The organism is Paenibacillus sp. JDR-2 (assembly GCF_000023585.1).
GTDB lineage: Bacteria > Bacillota > Bacilli > Paenibacillales > Paenibacillaceae > Pristimantibacillus.
In genome coordinates this window covers 2,093,600-2,114,184 of sequence record NC_012914.1, presented here as the reverse complement: position 1 = coordinate 2,114,184, position 20,585 = coordinate 2,093,600, and the positions used below count along the sequence as shown (strand labels likewise).

Annotated in this window: 16 protein-coding genes; 1 reads left to right on the top strand and 15 read right to left on the bottom strand. The window is 50.1% G+C overall.

The annotated features are described in order from the left end of the window. Positions 1–45: 45 nt before the first annotated feature. The 4 genes from PJDR2_RS09195 to PJDR2_RS09180 form a co-directional block, all read right to left on the bottom strand. Entirely contained in the window at positions 46–1,905 is a 1,860-nt protein-coding gene (locus PJDR2_RS09195; protein ID WP_015843393.1) for an assimilatory sulfite reductase (NADPH) flavoprotein subunit, read from the bottom strand. A gap of 141 nt (positions 1,906–2,046) precedes the next feature. Next, a complete protein-coding gene (locus PJDR2_RS09190) occupies positions 2,047–2,910 on the bottom strand; it encodes a phosphotransferase family protein (RefSeq protein WP_015843392.1) in 864 nt (287 codons plus the stop codon). Continuing rightward, positions 2,907–3,476, bottom strand: coding sequence for a TetR/AcrR family transcriptional regulator (locus PJDR2_RS09185; protein WP_015843391.1), 570 nt, complete (start codon positions 3,474–3,476; stop codon positions 2,907–2,909). Before PJDR2_RS09185 ends, PJDR2_RS09190 begins: the two co-directional genes overlap by 4 nt. Positions 3,477–3,609: 133 nt before the next feature. Further along, entirely contained in the window at positions 3,610–4,599 is a 990-nt protein-coding gene (locus PJDR2_RS09180; protein ID WP_015843390.1) for a cell wall hydrolase, read from the bottom strand. Positions 4,600–4,907: 308 nt separating this feature from the next. Between PJDR2_RS09180 and PJDR2_RS09175 the strand changes: the two genes are divergently transcribed. Continuing rightward, a complete protein-coding gene (locus tag PJDR2_RS09175; RefSeq protein ID WP_015843389.1) occupies positions 4,908–5,558 on the top strand; it encodes a hypothetical protein in 651 nt (216 codons plus the stop codon). 897 nt (positions 5,559–6,455) lie between these two features. Here the strand turns inward: PJDR2_RS09175 and PJDR2_RS09170 are convergent. The 11 genes from PJDR2_RS09170 to PJDR2_RS09120 form a co-directional block, all read right to left on the bottom strand. Continuing rightward, on the bottom strand, positions 6,456–8,504 hold the full coding sequence (locus PJDR2_RS09170) for a GxGYxYP domain-containing protein (RefSeq protein ID WP_015843388.1): 2,049 nt from the start codon (positions 8,502–8,504) through the stop codon (positions 6,456–6,458). 266 nt (positions 8,505–8,770) lie between these two features. Beyond that, positions 8,771–9,301 (bottom strand): hypothetical protein, encoded by a 531-nt coding sequence (locus PJDR2_RS09165; protein WP_015843387.1) that lies wholly within the window; start codon positions 9,299–9,301, stop codon positions 8,771–8,773. Positions 9,302–9,441: 140 nt separating this feature from the next. Next, the gene (locus PJDR2_RS09160; RefSeq protein WP_015843386.1) at positions 9,442–11,193 is read right to left on the bottom strand and encodes a glycoside hydrolase family 2 protein; all 1,752 of its coding nucleotides are present in this window, start codon (positions 11,191–11,193) and stop codon (positions 9,442–9,444) included. 22 nt (positions 11,194–11,215) lie between these two features. Continuing rightward, positions 11,216–12,115 (bottom strand): carbohydrate ABC transporter permease, encoded by a 900-nt coding sequence (locus tag PJDR2_RS09155; protein WP_015843385.1) that lies wholly within the window; start codon positions 12,113–12,115, stop codon positions 11,216–11,218. 18 nt (positions 12,116–12,133) lie between these two features. After that, on the bottom strand, positions 12,134–13,048 hold the full coding sequence (locus PJDR2_RS09150) for an ABC transporter permease (RefSeq protein ID WP_015843384.1): 915 nt from the start codon (positions 13,046–13,048) through the stop codon (positions 12,134–12,136). Positions 13,049–13,144: 96 nt separating this feature from the next. Then, positions 13,145–14,890 carry an extracellular solute-binding protein gene (locus PJDR2_RS09145; protein WP_015843383.1) on the bottom strand — a complete coding sequence of 582 codons (1,746 nt, stop codon included), beginning with the start codon at positions 14,888–14,890 and terminating at the stop codon, positions 13,145–13,147. A gap of 195 nt (positions 14,891–15,085) precedes the next feature. After that, complete coding sequence (locus PJDR2_RS09140) at positions 15,086–16,039, bottom strand: family 43 glycosylhydrolase (RefSeq protein WP_015843382.1); 954 nt, start codon at positions 16,037–16,039, stop codon at positions 15,086–15,088. Positions 16,040–16,257: 218 nt separating this feature from the next. Then, the gene (locus PJDR2_RS09135) at positions 16,258–17,097 is read right to left on the bottom strand and encodes a helix-turn-helix transcriptional regulator (RefSeq protein ID WP_015843381.1); all 840 of its coding nucleotides are present in this window, start codon (positions 17,095–17,097) and stop codon (positions 16,258–16,260) included. A 114-nt stretch (positions 17,098–17,211) separates the two neighbouring features. After that, a complete protein-coding gene (locus PJDR2_RS09130) occupies positions 17,212–18,297 on the bottom strand; it encodes a peptidylprolyl isomerase (protein ID WP_190276185.1) in 1,086 nt (361 codons plus the stop codon). After that, positions 18,248–19,732, bottom strand: a complete 1,485-nt coding sequence (locus PJDR2_RS09125; protein WP_015843379.1) for an alpha-L-fucosidase — start codon at positions 19,730–19,732, stop codon at positions 18,248–18,250. The genes PJDR2_RS09130 and PJDR2_RS09125 overlap by 50 nt, the downstream gene beginning before the upstream one ends. Positions 19,733–19,753: 21 nt before the next feature. After that, on the bottom strand, positions 19,754–20,584 hold the full coding sequence (locus PJDR2_RS09120; RefSeq protein ID WP_015843378.1) for a carbohydrate ABC transporter permease: 831 nt from the start codon (positions 20,582–20,584) through the stop codon (positions 19,754–19,756). Position 20,585 lies beyond the last annotated feature (1 nt).

Sequence of the window (20,585 nt, the reverse complement as noted above, 5' to 3'; positions counted from 1 at the left end):
ATGGGTCCATACTTATCTATTTGCTATGCGCTGCCGATCGAGCGCCTAGTATACGTCGCGTTGGTAACGTCCTTGCTCTTGCAAAGCCGACAGGTATGCTGCCGCATCCTCAGGCGATTTGCCGCCGTATTGGCCGATAATCGTCAGGAGCGCGGATTGAACGTCATGCGCCATGTGCTTCTCGTCGCCGCAGACATAAACATGAGCGCCGTTTTCCAGCCACTTGTACAGCTCAGCGCCGTTTTCCAGCATGCGGTGTTGCACGTAAACCTTCTCATCCGAATCACGGGAGAATGCTACGTCCAGCTTCGACAATACGCCGTCCTTCAGCATGCGCTGCCAATCCGTCTGGTACAAGAAGTCCGTCACGAAATGTCTGTCGCCGTAGAACAGCCAAGTTTGGCCATCGGCACCCGATTCCTCGCGCTCTTCCAGGAAGGCGCGGAACGGAGCAACACCAGTGCCAGGACCAACCATGATCACAGGCGTTTCCGGACTAACCGGCGGCTTGAAGTTCGGATTCTGCTGGATAAAGACCGGCAGCTTGTCGCCAGGCTGCAAACGTTCGGATACAAATACCGAGCATACGCCTTTGCGGTCACGGCCATGCGCTTCATATTCAACCTTGCGGATGGTCAGATGCACTTCTTCCGGATGCGCTTCGATGCTGCTTGCGATCGAATAAAGACGTGGAGGCAGCTTGCGGAGCAGGCTTGCGACATCCGCCGCTTTCAGCGTCCAAGGCGCGAAATCGCGGAGCAGGTCAAGCAGATCGCGTCCGTTCAAATACGCCTTCAGTTCTTCTTTATTTTCCGGTTTAACAAGCTCAGCCAGCTTGGCATTGCCGGAGAAAGCAACGGCTTTTTCCAGCAGCGGCTTTGTTAATACCGTGATTTCATAATGGTGGAGAAGAGCTTCACGCAGCGCTGAAGTCTCTCCGGCTTTACCCGTTACGACTTTTTCATCCGCATTCCAGTTAAGAAGCGTGATGATGTCGTCTACCAAAGCAGGTTCGTTTTGCGCGTATACGCCAACCGCATCGCCAGGCGCATAAGTCAGACCGGAGCCTTCGAGCGACAGCTCCAAATGGCGTGTCTCGCGATCGGAGCCTCTGCCGTTCAGGTTCAAGCTGTCCAGCAATTCGGCCATAAACGGATTCGAACGGGAGTATTCGGACTCGCCGGCTGCTGCCGGAGAAGCCGATACTGCTGCTCCTTGCGGAGCCGCCGCTGCCGATGGTGCAGCGCTAACCGCGCCGCTAACTGCCGCAAGCCAGCCGGCTGCCGCATCTTCGAAATCAACGTCGCAGTCCACGCGGTCAACGATACGTTCAGCGCCAAGCTCAGCGAGACGGGAATCAAAGTCTGCGCCTGTTTTACAGAAGAATTCGTACGATGTGTCGCCAAGAGCCAGAACGGAGAACTTCATGCCATCCAGCTTAGGTGCGCGTTTGCCATTCAGGAATTCATAGAACGTTAATGCGTTATCCGGCGGATCTCCCTCGCCATGCGTGCTTGCGAGGATAAACAAATATCCGACTTCTTTTAATTTGTTGGTCTTAAACTTGTTCATCGCCGACAACGTTACTTCAAAACCTTGGGCTTTCAGCTTTTCAGCCAGACGGCCGGCCAGTCTTTGCGCATTGCCTGTTTGCGATCCGAACAAAATGGTAGCATCCTTAGGACCCTGCGGCACGGCAGGTACTACAGTAAGTGCAGTCACAGGCGCTTCCGCAACAGCGGCTCCTGCGGCAACCGATGCCAGAGCCGTGTTATTGCCCGCGCCGTAAAAAGCTAAATAACCGCTCAACCATTGCATTTGAGATCCTGTTAAAGTTGGGAGCAGCTTGTTAAGCAGTTCTGCCTGCTCGCCTGTAAACGGACTATTCGTCACTTGAAGTTGCAAACAACATCCACCTCACATCAATCTATAAAATCCGACTTCGATACTCTGTTTTTACTATACTTAATACTAACGCAGGCTTTCGTAAGGTTCAATGTGTTAGTCGAAAAATGTCTATAAGATATTCTGTAATATTAATCACTTTTATTTATAAAGCTGCGTATCCGGACCTATTCGGCTTAATTTTTCCCTAATTATGGCTGTAAGATGCTTTTTCTCCTCTTCCTGCAAGGCATCGGCCGATAATTTGCGGGCAGCAACCGGAAGAATCCAGGCATCAATCTCTTCATCGGTAACTCCGCTCAGCCTCTTATATTCATCCAAGAAAATGTCATTAATCCTACTGCGGTGGGCCTGGAAATAATCTTTTAATGAAGCAGGGGTTTCAGGAGGCCACACATAGGCAATAAAAATCAAAATAAACTCCGCGATGTCAGCTAACGGATTGCCTACTGTAGCGTTCATCCAATCAATCATAACCGGATTTCCATTGTGTATCATGAAATTGCCAGGGTTAGGGTCGCCGTGACAGAGGCGGTCTCCATCCGGCAGGCTGTCCAGATAAGCAAATACCCGTTGCTTCTCGCCGTTGCTTAGATAAGCAGGCCAGGCAATCGAGCGTTTCAAATCATCTTTCTGGCCATTTAAGCCGGCCGGCGTTTTTATCTGATGAATAGCATGCAGCATCCTTGCCATAACGCGTACGTCGCTGTCCATAACATCCAAGCGGACATCCCGCTCAAGATGCTCGGGAGCAAAGAGTCGCTCCTTAATTGATCGCCCAGCAAGTTTTTCATATATAATGCCGCAGCTTCCTTCGTAATCCATAAGTTCGTACGGTCTGACAGCAGGCAAGCCTGCTTCCCATGCAACCATGCTGCTTCGAAACTCATTAGATACCGCTTCTCTTGTCGTGTCGGAACGGAACAGCTTGAGCACCCGATCATCGCCCCATTCGTATACTTCCGCACAACCACCAGTACCAACACATGCTCCCGGCTTAATCATTGTTGGTCCTCCTTCATTAATAATGCTTCGTACATATCCTGAATCATCGCCGTTGCTTCTTCAATGCTGAGGTCAAGCGTATTCGTATTGATCATCGTTCCTAGCCCGATTAAATAAACGGACAATGCCTTAACGATCTTTCGAAGCTTTTCGTCGGAAATCCGAGACAAGCGCCCACGGCTGCGGAAATAGGCGGTATACATTTCTTCCGCAATAAATTTGTCTTTCTGGCTTGTGTACTTTTTATGACCGGATAGATATACCGCTTTGAACAGCTGCTTCTCCGCTTGGGCGAAATGCAGGCTGCCAATCGCCAGATTGAGTACCGGCACATTGCTGTCATTCTCGTACGCTTTCATGCTGGATAGGGCAAATTGTACTGCCTTTTCATATACATCGTCTTTCAGATCGTTCATGTTGCCGTATACGCTGTAAATCGGCTGTGTCGAGCAGCCGAGCTTCTGGGCTACGCTGCGTGCGGTCAATGCAGTCAGCCCTTGTTCCCGCACAAGTTCAAACGCGGCAGCTAGCACCTTTTCCTTGGTCATTTCCGCTTTTGGAGGCATGCATAATCCCCTTCATTAAATAACAGTTATTATATAACATATGTTATATATCGGGCTATATATTGTCAATCCTTAGTAAAAAAAGAAAAAAGCACCTCATTTACATGAGATGCATTTGAAATATCATATCCTATTATCTTGCGAAGTTATGTCCGCCAATTCTGGCTACAACCTCGAGGTTGCTCCAGAACGCCCCTCTAGTGACGTTAGGATTATAGAAATAAACGGCGTCGTATACATTATTTCTCCCGTTCAAGGCATCCTTAGCTGCGCGAAGCGCGCTTGCGTTCGGTTTGCTCTTGTCTAGCAGCCCGTTGTGGGCTGGAGGGAATTGCTTGCCGGAGTAGATTACATCGTGAATGGAATCCGGAAAACGGGAGTCCTTCACCCGGTTCAGAATAACATTCGCAATGGCAAGCTGTCCTTCGTAGGAGTCTCTGCCTGCTTCAATTTGGGAAATCTTCGCAAGCAGCGTTAAATCGCTTTGCGTAAAAGATGAGGCCGGATTATCCAGGAATGAAGGGATAACGACTTTTAATTTTGTTCCGGGCTTTACCTGTTCCTTGCTGTTTAATCCGTTGCGCTTGAGCAAAGTTGCAGCGCTGATTCCGTACTCCTTGCTGATCTCGGCAAGACCGTATTCATCGGTTACGGCCGCACGGTCCACATCAGTCAGCTTTGCCGTATTCGAATCGGTATCCCAAGCAAGATCTGCGTGGAGCGTATCAGCCAGCTGGCGGAGAGGCACATACATTCTGCCGTCTTCCATGAACGGCACCGCATCCATCTTGTAGCGGCTGCCGTTGAAATACACGACCGGTACGCCGTTGCCGAATACAACTTCATCATTATAGGCTGTATCTATTGTAAGTTCTTCGTTATTGCTGTCCCAGCTGACCTCGGCGCCAAGCATTGTAGCAATTCGCGCTGCCGGTACATACATTCTGTTCTTTTGTGTAATAATGGAATCTGACAGCTTCGCGTTCTCGCCGTTTACCCGAACCGTTGCGCCCGCTTCTGCTGCAGAAACGCTTGCAAGCGGTCCAGCACTAAGCCAGAGAAGCGCTAAAGCCATTACACAAGACATGATCTTCACAGATTTTTGCATGCTATGTATGATCATATATACCTCCTCAAATAAATGTAGGTATAAAGCCCTGAACCATTCATGCTCTGGGTAATTGTACCACATGCAAATATGAAGTTTGGATTAACATTTTCACAGAAAAGCTGAAATACGCTAGAAATTCTTTCATTTTTCTCATAAAAGAGCGATTTGTTTCTCATTTATTATTAATTTATACTATTAATAAATAGTTGGTCGTGAAGCACACGCCGTTTTGATTTTCGTTTTATCTCCGTGATAAGACGATTTCGAAGCGGCGTTTTTGTTTGTCTTCATGACTATTTTCAGAAAAGGATGTGCTGGAAATGATCAAATTTGAACAAGCCTTTGACGAGTGGATGCAGGGCATGATTAGCGAGGAAGACAACCAACGAAGACGTGAATTACTGGAGAAAGGACTGGGGCATGGCACGATAGAATTTCTGCGTTTAGTCTGGTTCCCGGCCGCCGGAAGCTTTAAACACCTGTATCCGGAATGGGAAGTGCAAGACTTCCATAACGGTTACCGCTATCTCGATTTGGCTTATATGCCGGGCGGAGACGCAAAAGGCGGCATAGAAATCCAAGGCTACGGGCCTCATGCCCGGGATCTGGATGTGCGGCGGTTTAAGGATCTGTGCTGGCGACATTGCCTGTTAGCATTGGATAACTGGGTGTTTCTGCCGCTCGCTTACCTCTCCATCGTTGATGAACCTAAACGCTGCCAGCAGCTCGTGCTTTCCTTTATAGGTAAATTTATTGCGACGGATGTGCCGGAGTCGTTGGGATGTCTTGAAGCGGAGACCATCCGTTACGCCAGAAGGCTGCTGCGGCCGTTTATGCCATCGGAGCTCGCTGCCCATCTGCGTGTTTCGGACCAATATGCACGCAGGATCCTAATCAGACTGGTTGAACTTCGGCTTCTAAGAGTAGCCAGCGGCAAACAGCGGTACCGTACTTACGCTTTACGGGTCTGATGATGGTCTGCTCACCGACCGAATAACTGCTAATGCTACTACTGCTATTGTTACTGCTGCTAAGCTAATGCTGCTGCTCCAAAAGGCTAACGAAACTACGTATCGCTATTCGCCCGTTTTTGGGGCTTTTGATATTCTAACGAAACTACACATCGTTATTTGCTGCTTTCGTGCCTCATATGGTCTCTATTCAGCCAAATAGCGTTACTCAGTTTCGTTAGAATCCGAATGCAACCGATTTCCGGGCAAATAACGATACTACGTTTCGTTAGCGCGACGAGCTACTGAAAATGTTCCAGGTTTGGTTGCTGGCGGATGGGACTGGTGCGATGATCAGAGTCTAGGGAGAATTGTGACGGTACGCCTAAAATGGATCGCGTGCGATACTCCAGTAATATGCATTGCCACCAGCTGACGCGGCAGATCCCCCGTTGCGGCCATCGGCTAACGAAACTATGTATCGCTATTCGCCCGATTTTGGGGATTTTGAAATTCTAACGAAACTACAGATCGTTATTTGCTGCTTTCGTGCCTCATATGGTCTCTAATCAGCCAAATAGCGTTACTCAGTTTCGTTAGAATCCGAGTGCAGCTTAATTCTGGCAAATAACGATACTACGTTTCGTTAGCGGGACTAGAACGACGCGGGAGTGAATGTTCGCACGCAAATACGCGGAACGAGCGGACGAGGGTGTGACGATTCGCACGTAAAGTCGCGGAACGAGCGGACGAGGGTGTGACGATTCGCACGCAAAGTCGCGGAACGAGCGGACGAGGGTGTGACGATTCGCACGCAAATACGCGGAACGAGCGGACGAGGGTGTGACGGTCCGCTCGCTAACACGCGGACATAATCAAAGACCTCCGAGAACCCCGGAGGTCTTTGATTAGATCGGGTTACTTTTTCAAGCCATTGGCATCGCGGATCAGCGAGAAGTATTGGTCCGCCAGCACAACTTGATACTCAGGACCAAGCTCGGCTGTGACATTCGCCAGATCCGTTGGCGTCATGCCCCATGCCAGGATGCCGAGGGATACGAACAGCGGCGATTTGCCGTCCCATTTCGCTTTGGCATCGGCGAGAGCTTTTTTCGTATCGTTTACGGAGCCTACGCCTTGGATGTTGGACGTAGGAACACCGTCTACAATGTCTACCTTTGTGAAGTTATCCCAGCCGATGAACAGACCAGGCACTTCATATTGATCGCGGTATGCCGCATTGTTCGCTTTGCTGAGCGGCAGGTTTTCACCATTCAGACGGTTAAGCACATACGGAATGTTCATGCCGGTTTTCTTCAGGTAGTCTTTCGTGTTTTTCAGATAATCGGTAAGAGCCTTCTCCGGCCAAGCTGCCGGGTAGAAATAACCCGCTCCGGAAGGTCCTGCGATAATCTGATCGTTAGCCGTTGCCGTGCCATAGAAGTAGTTCAGCATGGCAGGAGCGGCATCGTAGAGCAGCGGGCTGGAAGTCCAGTTGATCGGCACCTGGCCGCGCTTTGGATCATCCCACAAATTCCGCAGTCTATGCTGGTTATATTGCAGGTTGTCGCCTTCGCTGAAGGTATACGTTACGTAGATTTTGTTATCGAGCTTCACCGGCTTCGGAGCTTTAGGCTTCGAGAATTCCGGCTTTGTGCCGGAGAACACGGTCATATTGCTGAACCAGTCCGCCGCAAGCACGTATACGCCATGATTCGAAGCAACCTCTACGCCGCTGAACTCTCCTTGGAAATCGTTGCTGAACCATCCGAGGTACGGAGTTCCCGGCTTCACATCGGACAGGATTTTCTCGAACAATTCCTTCTCCGCCGGATCATTGGAATCCAGCCAGAAGACCATCGCTTTGTTCGCTACAGCATAATCGCGCAGGTAACCATATGGCTCCTTCGTCAGGGAAGAGAACGGCTGGTCATTGGTCGCGCTCACCTTGTACTCGTTCCACATCTCAACCGACATGGTCAGAGCTTTCGTGCCGGCAGGAGGCGTGAACTTGTAAGTGAAGTAGTTGCCGCCATCCGCAAAGCGGTGGCCGCCGCTGCCCGAAGAGACCTGGGAGCTTTGCGGGTCATACAGGAAAGGCTTTTCTGCATCCGTACCCGGCAGGAAATGCGCAACCTCTACGCCGTCAGCCTTCACCGTAATTTCGTGAACGGCCGATCCCCAGCCATCCTGGGTGAAAGCATCCCCGAACTTCACATACACATCAGGCTTTGCCAAAAACGAAGACAAGTCGAGATCATATACTTGACGGTTCTTGGCATCGCGCTCTTCCGTTTTCTCCTGCGCTACAACCTTGTAAGTATCAGGCTGATTCGCAGGCGGGCGCGCGGATACTTCCGGACTCAAACCAACCAGCATCCGGTGGCTTGTTTCCTTCCACAAATTCTCGTACTCCCATGTATAAGCATCTACGCGGTCTTTGAATTTGCCTTGAAGATCCTCGATTACTTTGAGATTATACGGTGCAGCTTGCAGCTTTGCGGCGAGCTCAGGGCTTACAGCCACGCCATCGCGAAGTCCGGCAAGCGTTGTTGCCACGTTTACGGAATCCGGTACGTTAGGATCATAGACAATGATACCTTTTACTTCTTTTTGGAACTTTTTCAAAAGGTCGAAATAATCGTCACGCACTTTATAGTCGACGTCCAGATCATTCAGCCATTTGTACTTGCCCTCTTCCTTGCTTTCCAGCAGGTAAATACGGGGCTCTTTACGGTTGACGATCCCCTGCAAGGTAGACAGCATAAGCTTCACATCGCCCGGAGCATCATAAATGTCGGCAACCTCCAGCTGCTTAGGCTGCTTGAAGGTCGGAAGCTGTTGTTTATCCGGCCATGAAATGGTGGATCCTTGTGCCGCTGGCTGCGGATCGGCATACGATCCTGCCGCCGTGAAAGACAGCGTACTGACAATTGCTAGACTGATTGCCGTTAACTTTCGAATCATGTTCTCACACCTCTTATGGTTTAATTAGTGATGCTGCAAGTTCGAAAACGAAACGCTGGCTCCCCACCTCCTAGCGGTGTATTATAGCTGTGGCTCACACACAAGACATATTATATATATTGTATATGTCATTTCAATAACTTCGACAAAAATTACCAAATAAATAGTGCTTTACGTCCCCATCGGGGTCTTAAGAAGGAGACATATACTTCCGCAAAAAGACAAAAAAAGACTTCCGGAAATCCGGAAGTCTTAATCTGTTAGATCTATTTGTTCTCCTTGATTACTTGTTCAGTCAGACTTGTAATAGCTGCTTCATCTAATTTGTTATACTCCAACGTTATCGAACCTTCTTCTCCGTTAAAAACAAGCAAAGTGCGCTCGCCTGCTGCAACTGCTCTCTGAACTTGCTCACCGCCTATTATTATCACCTGACTATTATCCAGTTCGGAACCATAATTACTATAGGTTATCGCAATTAACGTTTCACCTTGATAGGGTCCGTATAATATGTCCTTATTTGCTTTCTGTTCGCCTGCCGGTTTAACCAGCTTGCCTTTATGATTGGCGTAAGCAACAAGAACCTCTTGCTTGTCTCCAATGGCTTTTCCCTGCTCATCCTTTGGCGGACCGACGCGTTGCACATAAATAACTTCGTAGCCGTCTAGTTTCGGAATTTTAAAAGAGAGATTGGATTGCTCGATCTTCTCCTGGGCATTAGCTAGCCCATTATCGGAGCTCCGACATCCGTATAGTAACAGCAAGCACACACAGAATAACATTCCTAGCTTTTTCATAAAACCACCTCGTAGCTACATATTAAAGAGTCACCATCCATATTCCTCTTTATAACAAATAGAAAAAGACTTTCGGTTACCCGAAAGTCTTGCGTCGCTCAAATAACAAGAGACTTCCGGTTACCCGAAAGTCTCCCGCATCAGTCCTCTATTGCCGCCTTGCGGCTGTTAATGCGGCGGATCAGCTCGGGGTCAAATTTCTCCCGTCTGTCGTACGTGTACAAGCCGTTTACTTCCTGCTCCACGTCATACAGCTGCGTATAGCAGAAGCCAAACATCATCGGATGATCCAGCAGCGTATCCGTGAGTCCCGCGTAACGGGCTAGGAAGTCCTCCTCCGACACCGGTCGGTCTCCATAGCCCCACGACTTCTCGTCCTTCTGTTCCGGATTCCACCAGATCCCGCCGTATTCGCTGACGAAATAAGGCTGGCCTTCATACTGCTGCCTCTTAGGGAACGTATTAAACACTTCGCCGCCGTTCCTCATCGGCTCGTATCTCGCCCGGAACGTCTCCGGGTTCTGGTCGTAATCATGAACGTCAAATATATCCGTGATGACATGGAAGTTACCGCTTGTATCGATAACGGGACGCGTCGGGTCCATCCGCTTCGTCACTTCATAGACGATGCGGAGCACCTCGTTATTTTGCTTGGTCCCGTCCTTATCCCAAGTCTCGTTAAACGGGCACCAGCCAATAAGCGCGGGATGGTTGAAATCGCGTTCCATTCCTTCCAGCCATTCCGGCAAAAACCCGGCCAGCCCCTCTGAAGTCGTTATGTCCAGTCCCCAGTTGGCATGCTCGCCCCACACAAGGTAACCAAGCTTATCCGCCCAATACAGGAAACGGGGCTCGAATATTTTCTCATGCAGTCTTGCGCCGTTAAAACCAAGCCCCATCGAGATTTCGATATCCTTGCGGAGATCCTCGTCGCTTGGAGCCGTATAGACGCCATCCGGGTAAAATCCCTGATCCAGCACAAGCCGCTGGAACACGGATTTGCCGTTAATGCGGAAAGCCATCCCGTCCAGCTTCACCGAGCGAAGCCCAAAATAAGACTGGACCGAATCAAGCGTCTGCCCATCCCGAACCAGACTGATCTCCAGATCATACAATTCCGGACTGCCCGGCTGCCAGAGATGAACCGTCGACAACGGGAGCGTCAGCTTCGCCGACGGACCCGATACGGTAATTGCCGCTTCGCCAGCTGCCGCGCCTTCATACAAGGCTTTTACAGCCAGCTTGGTGCCGGCCTTAAACCCGCTTCCGCCAAGCTGCAGCTCCAGATGCGCACATGCATTGTCCGGATCCGGGACAAGCTTCATTCCTGCCAAATAAGCTTCCGGTACCCGCTCCAGCCATACCGTCTGCCAGATTCCCGTTGTTCGGGTATAATCGCAGCCTGAGGAGTAATACCCTCCGCATTGCTTGCCCCGCGGCTGACGTCCCGAACGCAGGTCGTCTACCGCGTAGACGGTAATCACATTGCTCCCCGCCGAGACAGCAGAAGTGATATCAAAGCTGAAGGAGGAATAACCGCCGCGGTGCCTGCCTACCGCCGTGCCGTTCACCCATACCTCCGCTTCGTAATCGACAGCGCCAAAGTGAAGCAGAACTCGCCCGTCGTTTGCCCAATCATCCGGAAGAATAATTTCTCTTTTGTACCAGACCGCTGCCATAAAATCCTTGTATTCTACGCCCGAGAGCTTGCTCTCCGGGCAGAACGGCACGTTAATCGTACCGGACAGCTCAAGTCCGGGCTCCTGGAAGCCGCGCTCTTTGCCGCTTTTGCCATGGTCGATTTCGAACTGCCACTGCCCGTTCAGGTTGATCCAATCAGGCCGAACCCACTGAGGACGCGGATATTCGGGACGGGGAATCGTAAGTTTCATAAGTTAGCAAGCTCCTTTGCAATTAGCCTTTAATTGAACCGACATAGACGCCTTTAACAAAATATTTCTGCAGGAACGGATACACCATCAGAATCGGCAACGTGGAGAAGACGATCGTGCAATACTTCACCAATTCCCGGAAAGCGGTCGCGCTGGATGCGCTGTCGATCACAACGCCGCCGGCGCTGCCCTGAGTCGTAGCCGTTGAATCGTTAGCCACCAGAATCTCCTTGAGCAGCAGCTGCAGCGGGAACTGATCCCGGTCCTTCAGCAGCACCATCGCGTTAAACCAGGAGTTCCAGTTGCCTACGAGATAATAGAGGAAAATAACGGCGAGCGTCGCCTTGGACAGCGGCAGAATAACGTTTACGAGCAGCTTCAGCTGGCTTGCGCCGTCAATAATCGCCGCTTCCTCGAGCTCGGTCGGAATCGACTGGAAGCCGGTACGGAGCACGATCATATTCCAAGTGTTCAAGGCCGTAGGCAGAATCATCGCCCACAGATTGTTGTACAGGCCGATATCCTTCATTAATAAGAACCACGGAATCAATCCGCCGCCAAAAAACATCGTCACGGTAATAATGATCATGATATATTTCTTGAAATACAAATCCCGCCTGGACAGAACGAAAGCGCCCATAATCGTCATGAGCATATTCACTAACGTTCCAAGCCCTACATACAAGATTGTATTCTTATAGCCCACCAATAGACTGTTATCCTTAAAAATCAGCTTGTAGCCGTCAATCGTAAGGCCAAGAGGTTTTAACAGAACGCCTTTATGCGCAACCAGTCTTGCCGGATCGCTAACGGAAGCGAAAATGATATGGACGATCGGATACAGGCAGCACAATGTTAAAACCGTGAGCAGGACATAGATCATGACATCAAATGTTCTGCTGCTGATCGACTGATACTTCATCGTAAAAGCCTCCCCTTTCTACCATAAGCTCACTTCGGATTTGCGGCTTGCTATTTTGTTCGTTACCCACAGCAGGGCAAAGTTGACTAACGAGCTGATAAGACCAACGGCCGTCGAATAGCTCAAGCTCGCTTCGCGCAAGCCTCTCCGGTAGACATAGGAAGCAATAACATCGGCTCTATCATAGGTAAGCGGATTATAGAGAAGGATAATCTTCTCATAGCTGGACGCCATGATGCCGCCTACGGCGAAGATAAATAGAATAATGATGACCGGGCTGATCTGCGGCAGCGTAATATGCCACATTTTCTTCAATCTGCCGATTCCGTCCATATCCGCCGCTTCGTACAGCGTTGAATCAATCGAGCTCATGGCAGCGAGATAGATGATGCTGGACCAGCCGATCGTCTGCCAGATGTCGGAGAATGTATAGATCGGCCTGAAAAACTGGGAATACCCGAGTAAAGAGGTATAATCCTTGCCTGTAATCAGCTGAAGCAGTTGGGTAATAACCCCTTCATCCTCCGTAAAAATATGAATCATCCCGCACACGACAACCAGAGAGATAAAATGCGGCATGTAAGTGATCGTCTGTACCAGCTTCTTGAATTTGCCGTCTCGTACTTCGTTGAGTAATAACGCCAATACAATCGGAGCGGTGAAACCAAAAGCAAGGCCCCATACGTTCAGCATCAGCGTATTTTTAACGACCCGCCAGAAATACGGCCCCCCGAAGAAATCGATAAAATGCTTCAAGCCTACCCAGTCGCTGTTCGAGAAGCCCAGCAGCGGCTTAAAGTCTTTGAATGCGATCAACAATCCCCACATCGGCCCATAGCAGAAAATGACAAACCATGCGATAACAGGTACCGCCAATAAATAGACAAACCAGTTTTTTCTAACGTCCTTTTTGATGATTTGACCCGTTCTCATGCATCCACCGCCTTATTTCCCAGGTAGGGCATCGCCGCCTGCGGAATCCGCAAACAGCCATGCCCGTATATCTCCTGTATAAACCTAAACTTGAAATTACCGCGCGTTATACCGGTCAAGCGCAGCCTGATGGATGCTCAGGAATTCGTCAAGTCCCATCTTCTTCGCTTCGCTCAGGAATTTGTCGTACGCATCTACCGGCAGCTGTCCTTTAATAATCTTGGCAAAATATTCATTGCGCAGCGTCGACAGCTGGTTGCCAAGCTCCGCTTCGCGGGAGGCTTCTTCCGTCGTGAACGTAATCGGAGGCATCGCTACGCTTGTGTCCATATTTTCCGTCCAAGTTTTCCGAATGTCGCCCGAGTAGCTGCCTTCTGCCACGATCAGCGGGTTGGAGTTATGCTCGTCGCGGATATCCGGCCAGGAGTGCATGCGGTATTTCACAAGAGTTGTCGCTACCGGCTGACCGTCCGGATCTTTGTAAATATAGCTGTCAGGCTGGAAGTAAGGCTTGCCCGTCTCGTCAACCAGATGCACCTTGCCGTATTCGCCGTAGTTCAGAATCTCCCAGCCTTTCTTGCTGTAAGCAAAATCAAGAAATCTCATAGCCGCTTCCACATCATCGGCCTGCGTCGTAACCGCAGCGGATCTGCCTGTTCTCTTGAAGTTCTTGTAGGTGGTAGCCGCCTTGTCGCCGGCGTTCAGAACCGGGTTCAGAGCGCCAACGAAGTCGATATTGTTCTGCTGCTTCCAGTAGCTCCACATCGTATCCGGGGAATCCATCATAACGGCTGTTTTAGCCGAAATGGCGCTTGCCATCCGCTGGTTGAAGTCCGCAGTCGCCCAGTCTTTGTTCAGCAGTCCCTCTTTGTTCCATTGCTGCATGGTAGCCAGATAGTCCTTCGCTTTAGGCTGGGCCGGGCCCCATTGCACCTTGCCGTCCGCATCCATAAACGTCCAGTCCCATACGCCATAAGCACCGTTGATGATGCCCGTAAAGATCTGACCGTAAGTGGAACCGTAGTTGAGCGGCTCGCTGTAGCCGACTTCCTTCGCTTTGGTCAGGAACGTATGCCATTCGTCAATCGTATTCGGCACTTCGAGTCCCGTCTTATCAAGCGCTTCCTTCTTGATCAGCATGCCGAACCACATCCATTCGGAATAAGGAGCGATGCCATAGAAGCCCAACAGCTTGCCGCTGTCCGTTACCGTTGTTTTTCTTCTTGTCTCATCGGAGTTGCGCCATTCGCTATAGTTCGGAGCGTATTTATCCATATAATCCGTCAAATCCAGATAAGCGCCGTCTTTAACGCCCGCTTCAAGTCCGCCCGGGTAACGTTCCGGCTCGATAATAATGTCCGGCAGCTCGCCCGAAGACATCATCAGCGTAAACGCGTCCGCTTCCTGGCCAACCGGAGGCGTAATGAAATTAACCTTGATGCCGGTTAATTTCTCGACCTGCTTCTGTACGACCTGATTGTTCATATCCGGAATTTGGGAATCGGCCGGCAGCCATACGTCCAGCGTTACGTCCTTTTTATAAGGGTACGCGTCATAATGGCTTGGAATTTTCTCGTCGTACAGATCGCCGAGATAAGTATCGTTTAACGTGTTGTTGACTTCATCCATCTGCTCTTGGGTTGGGGCTTTATTGCCGCGGATGGTTGGGCTGATATCCGAGAAAGCCGTCGTTACAGCCGGCGCCTGCGAGCTGTCGGTTGTTGCGGCAGGATCAGCGGACTCCTTCGGATCATTATTGTTGTTGCTGCAGGCCGCTAGAGCGGAACCGGTTAGTACGGATACAAGTAACAGGTTAAGCAAACGTTTCTTCATCGTTCCCATGTTTTTATCCCCCTGCTTCACGTTTAATGAACTTCCATACTTGAATGTCAACGTTTTCATTTTTAAATATTGGAACTAACAAAGCTGATCTCATCAATTCCCGCCTATAAAAAGGCTTTTCCTCCGTTGTAGTTCGCAGAAAAACTATTTAGTTACAGAATTGATGTATCAATCGGTAAAAAAAAGAGCTGTTGCTTATTCCCCCGATGGCACCTTCAAGGCAAACGTATCCCCGTAAGGCACTCCAAAATCAGGCGATCCGTCCGAATGCCAGCCAAACTTCTGAATACGGGTTGCACGATGCTTGGTCTCCACTCCAGGCGCATGCAGCGCATGGAAGACAATCCAATCCTCCTGATCATCAGGCGACTTGGTAAAGCTGTTATGTCCCGTCGCGTATACCCCGTTCTCAACGCTTTTCTTAAATACCGGCTGCATCGTTTTCGTCCAGGAATCCGCAGCCATCGGGTCTGCCGAATCCTCCATGGTCAGCATCCCAAGCGAATAATCCTCGGACCAGGTCGTGCTGGCAGAATAAATAAGAAACACTCTTCCGTTACGCTTCAGCATAACAGGCCCTTCATTAATCGCCATACCCCCTTGCTTCTCCCATTCCAGAGTTGGAGCCGTCAGCATGGTCTGCTCTCCGGTTAACGTCCACGGATTTGTCATTCGCATGATATAAATGGCTGAACCATAGTCCGGGAAGTGACCATAACCGGCGTATAGGAAGTACAACTGCTCCCCCATCTCAAGTACGGTTCCGTCCAGACCGGGTACAGGTGTCTGCAACGCGCCTTTCCAGGCCCACTCGCCCTCAAGCGGATCTGCCTGCTCATTCTCCAGGACGCAAATCCGGCGGGTATCATCCCCTCCTCCATCATTAGCAGTGTAGTAGATGTACCATTTGTTATTCAGGAAATGAATTTCCGGCGCCCACAGATTGCTGCTGTACGGGCCTCCAGCCTCAGGTGTCCAAATTGTTTGTTTGCGCCCCCCTGCAAGTCCTGTCAGACTAGCCGATTGCGTAAGCACCAGACGGTTCCCCCGCGTACACATGTAGTAGTAATAACCGTCCGTATGCTTATACACCCATGGATCGCCAGCGTTTGCAACAATAGGGTTGTTGAATGTTTCAGCTTGTGTCATCTACTCTCTCCTTTTCTTGCACCATCATTACGCCTTGCATCTCCTATTATCTAGGAGGCCCCACCCGCGAACAATTACGAAAGCGCTTTAATTTCTGTTCAAAAAACGGAATAGCCAAGTCGGTTTCGACGGTCGAAAAAAACCGTCTCCTGGAGAAATGCCATTAAGATAGACTTAACTTAATGACATTTCTCCAGGAGACGGCTTCATATGAATCGTTATTTCATGTTTTGTTTGCGCCATTCGAAAGGTGTCACCCCAACCGATTTGACAAAGAAATCATAGAATCGGCTGGAGGAAGTGAAACCCACCTCGGAGGAAATCGATTCAATGGCTTTGTCGGTCTGGCGCAGCAGACGCTTCGCCTCCTCCATTCGCAGGTTAATCATATACTGCTTTGGCGATACGCCAACGATTTCGGTAAACTTCTTGCGCAAATTGCTCTCCGATACAAAATGCTTGGACGCCAGCTCATGAACCGTAAGCTGACTGTAGAACCTGGCGTGTATTTCCTTCAACACTTCATGAATAACCGTCTGATCGTTCTTGCCTCCGGCTGTTTGGGAAAAAAGGGCTTGATAGCGCTGGAATAAGACGATCACTGTCTCAAACGCGATTCTCATTATATTGAAGGAATCCATGCTGCTCCGGTCCTTCTTCCATTCCTTCTCCAGCTGGCTGTAACTAATTTCCGCCCATTCGGTATCTTCCTCGGCGAGCTGAATATGATGAATTCGATTACATTCATACCCGGCATGAAACAGGTATCGGGATTGCAGCGGAATCCGCTCATGGTTGAAATGAACGGATACCCCTCTCCAAGGTTTCGTGCATACAAAGCCGTGATGCAGCCCGGGAGGAATCAAGATCAAGCTGCCCGCGCTTACCTTTATGTTTTGTTCCGGGGAGCTGTAATAGCCCTCTCCGTCCAGAACCAAAGTCAACTCATCATAATCATGGGAATGCGAGATAAAGAGGCCGTCACCTTCTTCCAAATGAAAGGTATGCGGCTTGAAACGATCGATGCTTACTATAAAACTTTCGTTGCAATGCTCCATCTTCCATCCCCCTTTTGCCTTTGCATGCTGCTCTCTCCTGAAGCTCTATTAGGAAATTATAGCAATAATTTCAAGAGTTGCTCAAGGAAAAGGACCCATAGAAGGTGGACAAATTTATTGGTCTTTCTTTAACTGATCATAAACATCCTGCTTGATTTGCACATTCCTCTTTTTCACCTGATCAGCCAGATACGCCTGAAATTTAAGCTGTAGAACCTCTTCCTGCAGCTGGGCTTTGACCGAATCAAGCGGAACGGAAAAGTTGTCGGTCCGGTTAACCAGCCGGATAATCGAGAAGCCGCTGCCACAGTCCAGGACTGGCGAGTATTCGCCGATCTCCAGCCGGGCAGCCGCCTGCTTCAGCACCGCATCCGCCTGAAGAGGAGAATCCTGGCCGCCAATAATAACCGTGTTGTCGCGAAGACCATTTTCGGTGTACTTCTTGGCGGCCTCCTCGAAAGATAAACCCGCTTTCAGCTCCTGCTGAGCTTCCGTTATTTGCTTGTATGCTTGTTCCCTTTCCCCGTCACCGAAAGGGATGGACAATTCTTTATAAGTTAATTGCGTCTGCCCCGCGAATTCAGCATGAGACTGATACCTGTCAAGAAGCTCTTGATCCGTCACTTTAAGCTCCCGTTCGCCTAGCTTTTCCGCCAGATCAAGCTTCAGATTGCTGATCGAATAGAAGTAGAACTGGCTTAAATCATATTCCCCCAAGCCATAAATCGCCTTCCCCTGCTTCAAATCCTTGGCTCTTGATTGATTGTTATCGTTCCAATTCCGGGTAAAGTCGGCAAAAGAACTGCTTTCGGCCAGTCCGTTCTCCACTGCAAGCAGCTGCAGCGTCTTTCCCTCAACGGCGTCTTTCATAGCTTGTTTCTTCAGCCGGTCAATAGGCCTTTCACCGCCAAATGCAGAAGTCCAATAATCTTTGCGATCCTCCGCCCCGTAGGTCACGCTGAAATAATTGGTTACTTCGCCTTTCGCCTTATCCATATAAAGCCGGAATTCATCGAGACTGATTGGCTGACCGCCTACGGTCGCAATCGCTTCACTACCGGAAGGACTTCCTCCCGTAGGCTGGGGCCATGCAACAGCCAATCCCGCTGACGCAAGAAGAAGCACGCCGCCTGCGATCCACCACATCCGTTTAAGGCGAGAAAAGCTTCCTTTCCTCTGATTCGCCAGGTTCCGATTCATGCTCATCCCCCATGTCCGTCCAGTATACGCCAGCTTCCCGCAAGGTTGGATACCCTCTTGATTCGGTGATGCGGATACGAATGCGATCTGTTTCAACAGGTTCAAACCGGCAAATCTTTTTATATCCGATGACTTGGCCTTCATAGAGCGGATGCCAGTCCGCACCGTCATGCCATTCGAGATAAAACCGTTCAGTCCGCTGACCTTCCCGGATATGCTCCTTCAGCGTGACGCGATCGAAGGTTATCCTATTCTTCCATTGCAATTCAATTGTGGCCGACTCGGTTCCTTCGGCTGTCCTCCAAAACGTATGGAGATGGCCATCGGTAAGCTTAGCTCCTTCATGTTCCTCATTAAGGGAAGCAGAAGCCGTAACGTTCGCTTCGCTTGCGAGATTACTCCGGTATCTTTTCTTCAGCTCGCGGCCAAGCTCCTGCAGTCGGGATACATCCTGCTCATGGATCAGCCCGCGCCGGTCCGGCGGCAAGTTCAGCAGGAAGGTGCTGTTCCCGCCAACCGTCCGTTCATATAAATCAACCAGCTCATCAACTGATTTCACTTTGTCGTCTTCATGCTTATGATAAAACCAGCCTGGACGGATTGACGTGTTTGTCTCTGCCGGATACCAGACAACCCGGTCCGTCTCCGCCAGAACCTTGCGGCTTCCCAAATCCTCTTCCTCGGAGCCAAGTCGCCTCGCGAACTCACCGCTGTCCGTCTGCTGGGAATTTGCCTGAATTTTCTCGTTATCCCGAAGGCTGGCCGGCACTACGCTCCATTCCACCAGCCGTGTATGTCCCGCTTCATTGCCGCACCAACGCACATCCGGACCGCAGACCGAGATCACCGAGCCAGGCTGCAGACGCCGGATCACTTCATAGTAGGCATCCCAGTCATAGACCTGCCTTTTGCCGTTAGGACCTTCTCCGCAAGCCCCGTCGAACCAGACGCAGAACAGTTCGCCATAGCCATCCAACAGCTCGGTCAATTGATTCACGAAATACCGGTTATAACGCTCGGAATCCCCATAGCTTGCTTCATGCCGGTCCCATGGCGAGACATAGATGCCGAACTTCAGTCCCGCTTCGCGGCAGGCTTCTGCTGTTTCCTTCACAACATCGCCGTCCCCTTGCTTCCAGGGGCTGCTCTTCACCGAATGATCCGTATATTGGCTAGGCCACAGGCAAAATCCGTCATGATGCTTACAGGTTAAGATCAAGCCTTTCATACCGGCGCTTTGGCATGCCTTCACCCACTGCCTGGCATCAAGCTCCGTGGGACTAAAGATCCCGGGCGACTCTTCCCCCGTTCCCCATTCCATGTCCGTAAACGTGTTAACGGTAAAATGAATAAACGCATAAAACTCCGTCTCCTGCCAAGCCAGCTGCCGGGACGAAGGAACGATCTGAGCGGCTTCCTTAATCGTTACGCCCAATTCATATCTCCTCCTAAGTTCTTAGCCTTTTACTCCGCCAAGCGCCATCCCTTCCGTTAACTTCTTCTGCAAGAGCGCATAAATCAGCACCGTTGGCGCCAGCACGATAACAAGACCGGCAAAAAGCGAACCCCAGTCGGTTGCGAACTGCTGGATCTGCATGAGGTTGGATAAGCCGACCGGAATTGTCTTTTTCGCATCGCTTGTCATAAAGGTCATCGCCATCACGTATTCGTTCCAGAAATCAAAGAAGCTGAATACGATTAAGGTGACAATCCCCGGCCGGGCCATCGGAATAATAATGCGGACTAATATCGAGAAATAACCGCAGCCGTCGATCATGGCCGCTTCTTCATAATCATTCGCTATCGACTTCATAAAGCCTGTCAGTAAATAAACGGAAAATGGAAGGCTGCCTGTCGCATACACCGCGCTTAACCAAAACCGGTTGTCCAGCATATGCAGTTCATTCATCATGATGAATAACGGAACAATGATATACACGCCGCCGATAAACAGGCCCGCCATGTAGAACTGCGTAATAAACCCCCTTCCGCGAAAAACCATTCTGCCTAATACATAAGCCGTCGGCACCGCGGCTATGAGCAATACCGCCATCGAGATCAACACAACAAGAACGGAATTCAGCATATAATCGCCGATGCGGGCCGTTGTAAAGGCGTCTACGTAGTTTTTCCACTGCAGGCCGGATGGCAGCTTCCAGGGGTTCTCCATTACCTCGGCATTTGTCTTGAAAGAAGCGAGTACATTCCACAATAGCGGATATACGACAATAACAGCCTGCACGATAAGGAACAGGCGCAGCGCGATTTTTCCGATGTAAGAAGACATG

Coding starts and splice junctions, on each gene's coding strand:
- PJDR2_RS09190 (WP_015843392.1), bottom strand. CDS start 2,910: ATGATTAAGCCGGGAGCATGTGTTGGTACTGGTGGTTGTGCGGAAGTA.
- PJDR2_RS09185 (WP_015843391.1), bottom strand. CDS start 3,476: ATGCCTCCAAAAGCGGAAATGACCAAGGAAAAGGTGCTAGCTGCCGCG.
- PJDR2_RS09180 (WP_015843390.1), bottom strand. CDS start 4,599: ATGATCATACATAGCATGCAAAAATCTGTGAAGATCATGTCTTGTGTA.
- PJDR2_RS09175 (WP_015843389.1), top strand. CDS start 4,908: ATGATCAAATTTGAACAAGCCTTTGACGAGTGGATGCAGGGCATGATT.
- PJDR2_RS09170 (WP_015843388.1), bottom strand. CDS start 8,504: ATGATTCGAAAGTTAACGGCAATCAGTCTAGCAATTGTCAGTACGCTG.
- PJDR2_RS09165 (WP_015843387.1), bottom strand. CDS start 9,301: ATGAAAAAGCTAGGAATGTTATTCTGTGTGTGCTTGCTGTTACTATAC.
- PJDR2_RS09160 (WP_015843386.1), bottom strand. CDS start 11,193: ATGAAACTTACGATTCCCCGTCCCGAATATCCGCGTCCTCAGTGGGTT.
- PJDR2_RS09155 (WP_015843385.1), bottom strand. CDS start 12,115: ATGAAGTATCAGTCGATCAGCAGCAGAACATTTGATGTCATGATCTAT.
- PJDR2_RS09150 (WP_015843384.1), bottom strand. CDS start 13,048: ATGAGAACGGGTCAAATCATCAAAAAGGACGTTAGAAAAAACTGGTTT.
- PJDR2_RS09145 (WP_015843383.1), bottom strand. CDS start 14,890: ATGGGAACGATGAAGAAACGTTTGCTTAACCTGTTACTTGTATCCGTA.
- PJDR2_RS09140 (WP_015843382.1), bottom strand. CDS start 16,039: ATGACACAAGCTGAAACATTCAACAACCCTATTGTTGCAAACGCTGGC.
- PJDR2_RS09135 (WP_015843381.1), bottom strand. CDS start 17,097: ATGGAGCATTGCAACGAAAGTTTTATAGTAAGCATCGATCGTTTCAAG.
- PJDR2_RS09130 (WP_190276185.1), bottom strand. CDS start 18,297: ATGAATCGGAACCTGGCGAATCAGAGGAAAGGAAGCTTTTCTCGCCTT.
- PJDR2_RS09120 (WP_015843378.1), bottom strand. CDS start 20,584: ATGTCTTCTTACATCGGAAAAATCGCGCTGCGCCTGTTCCTTATCGTG.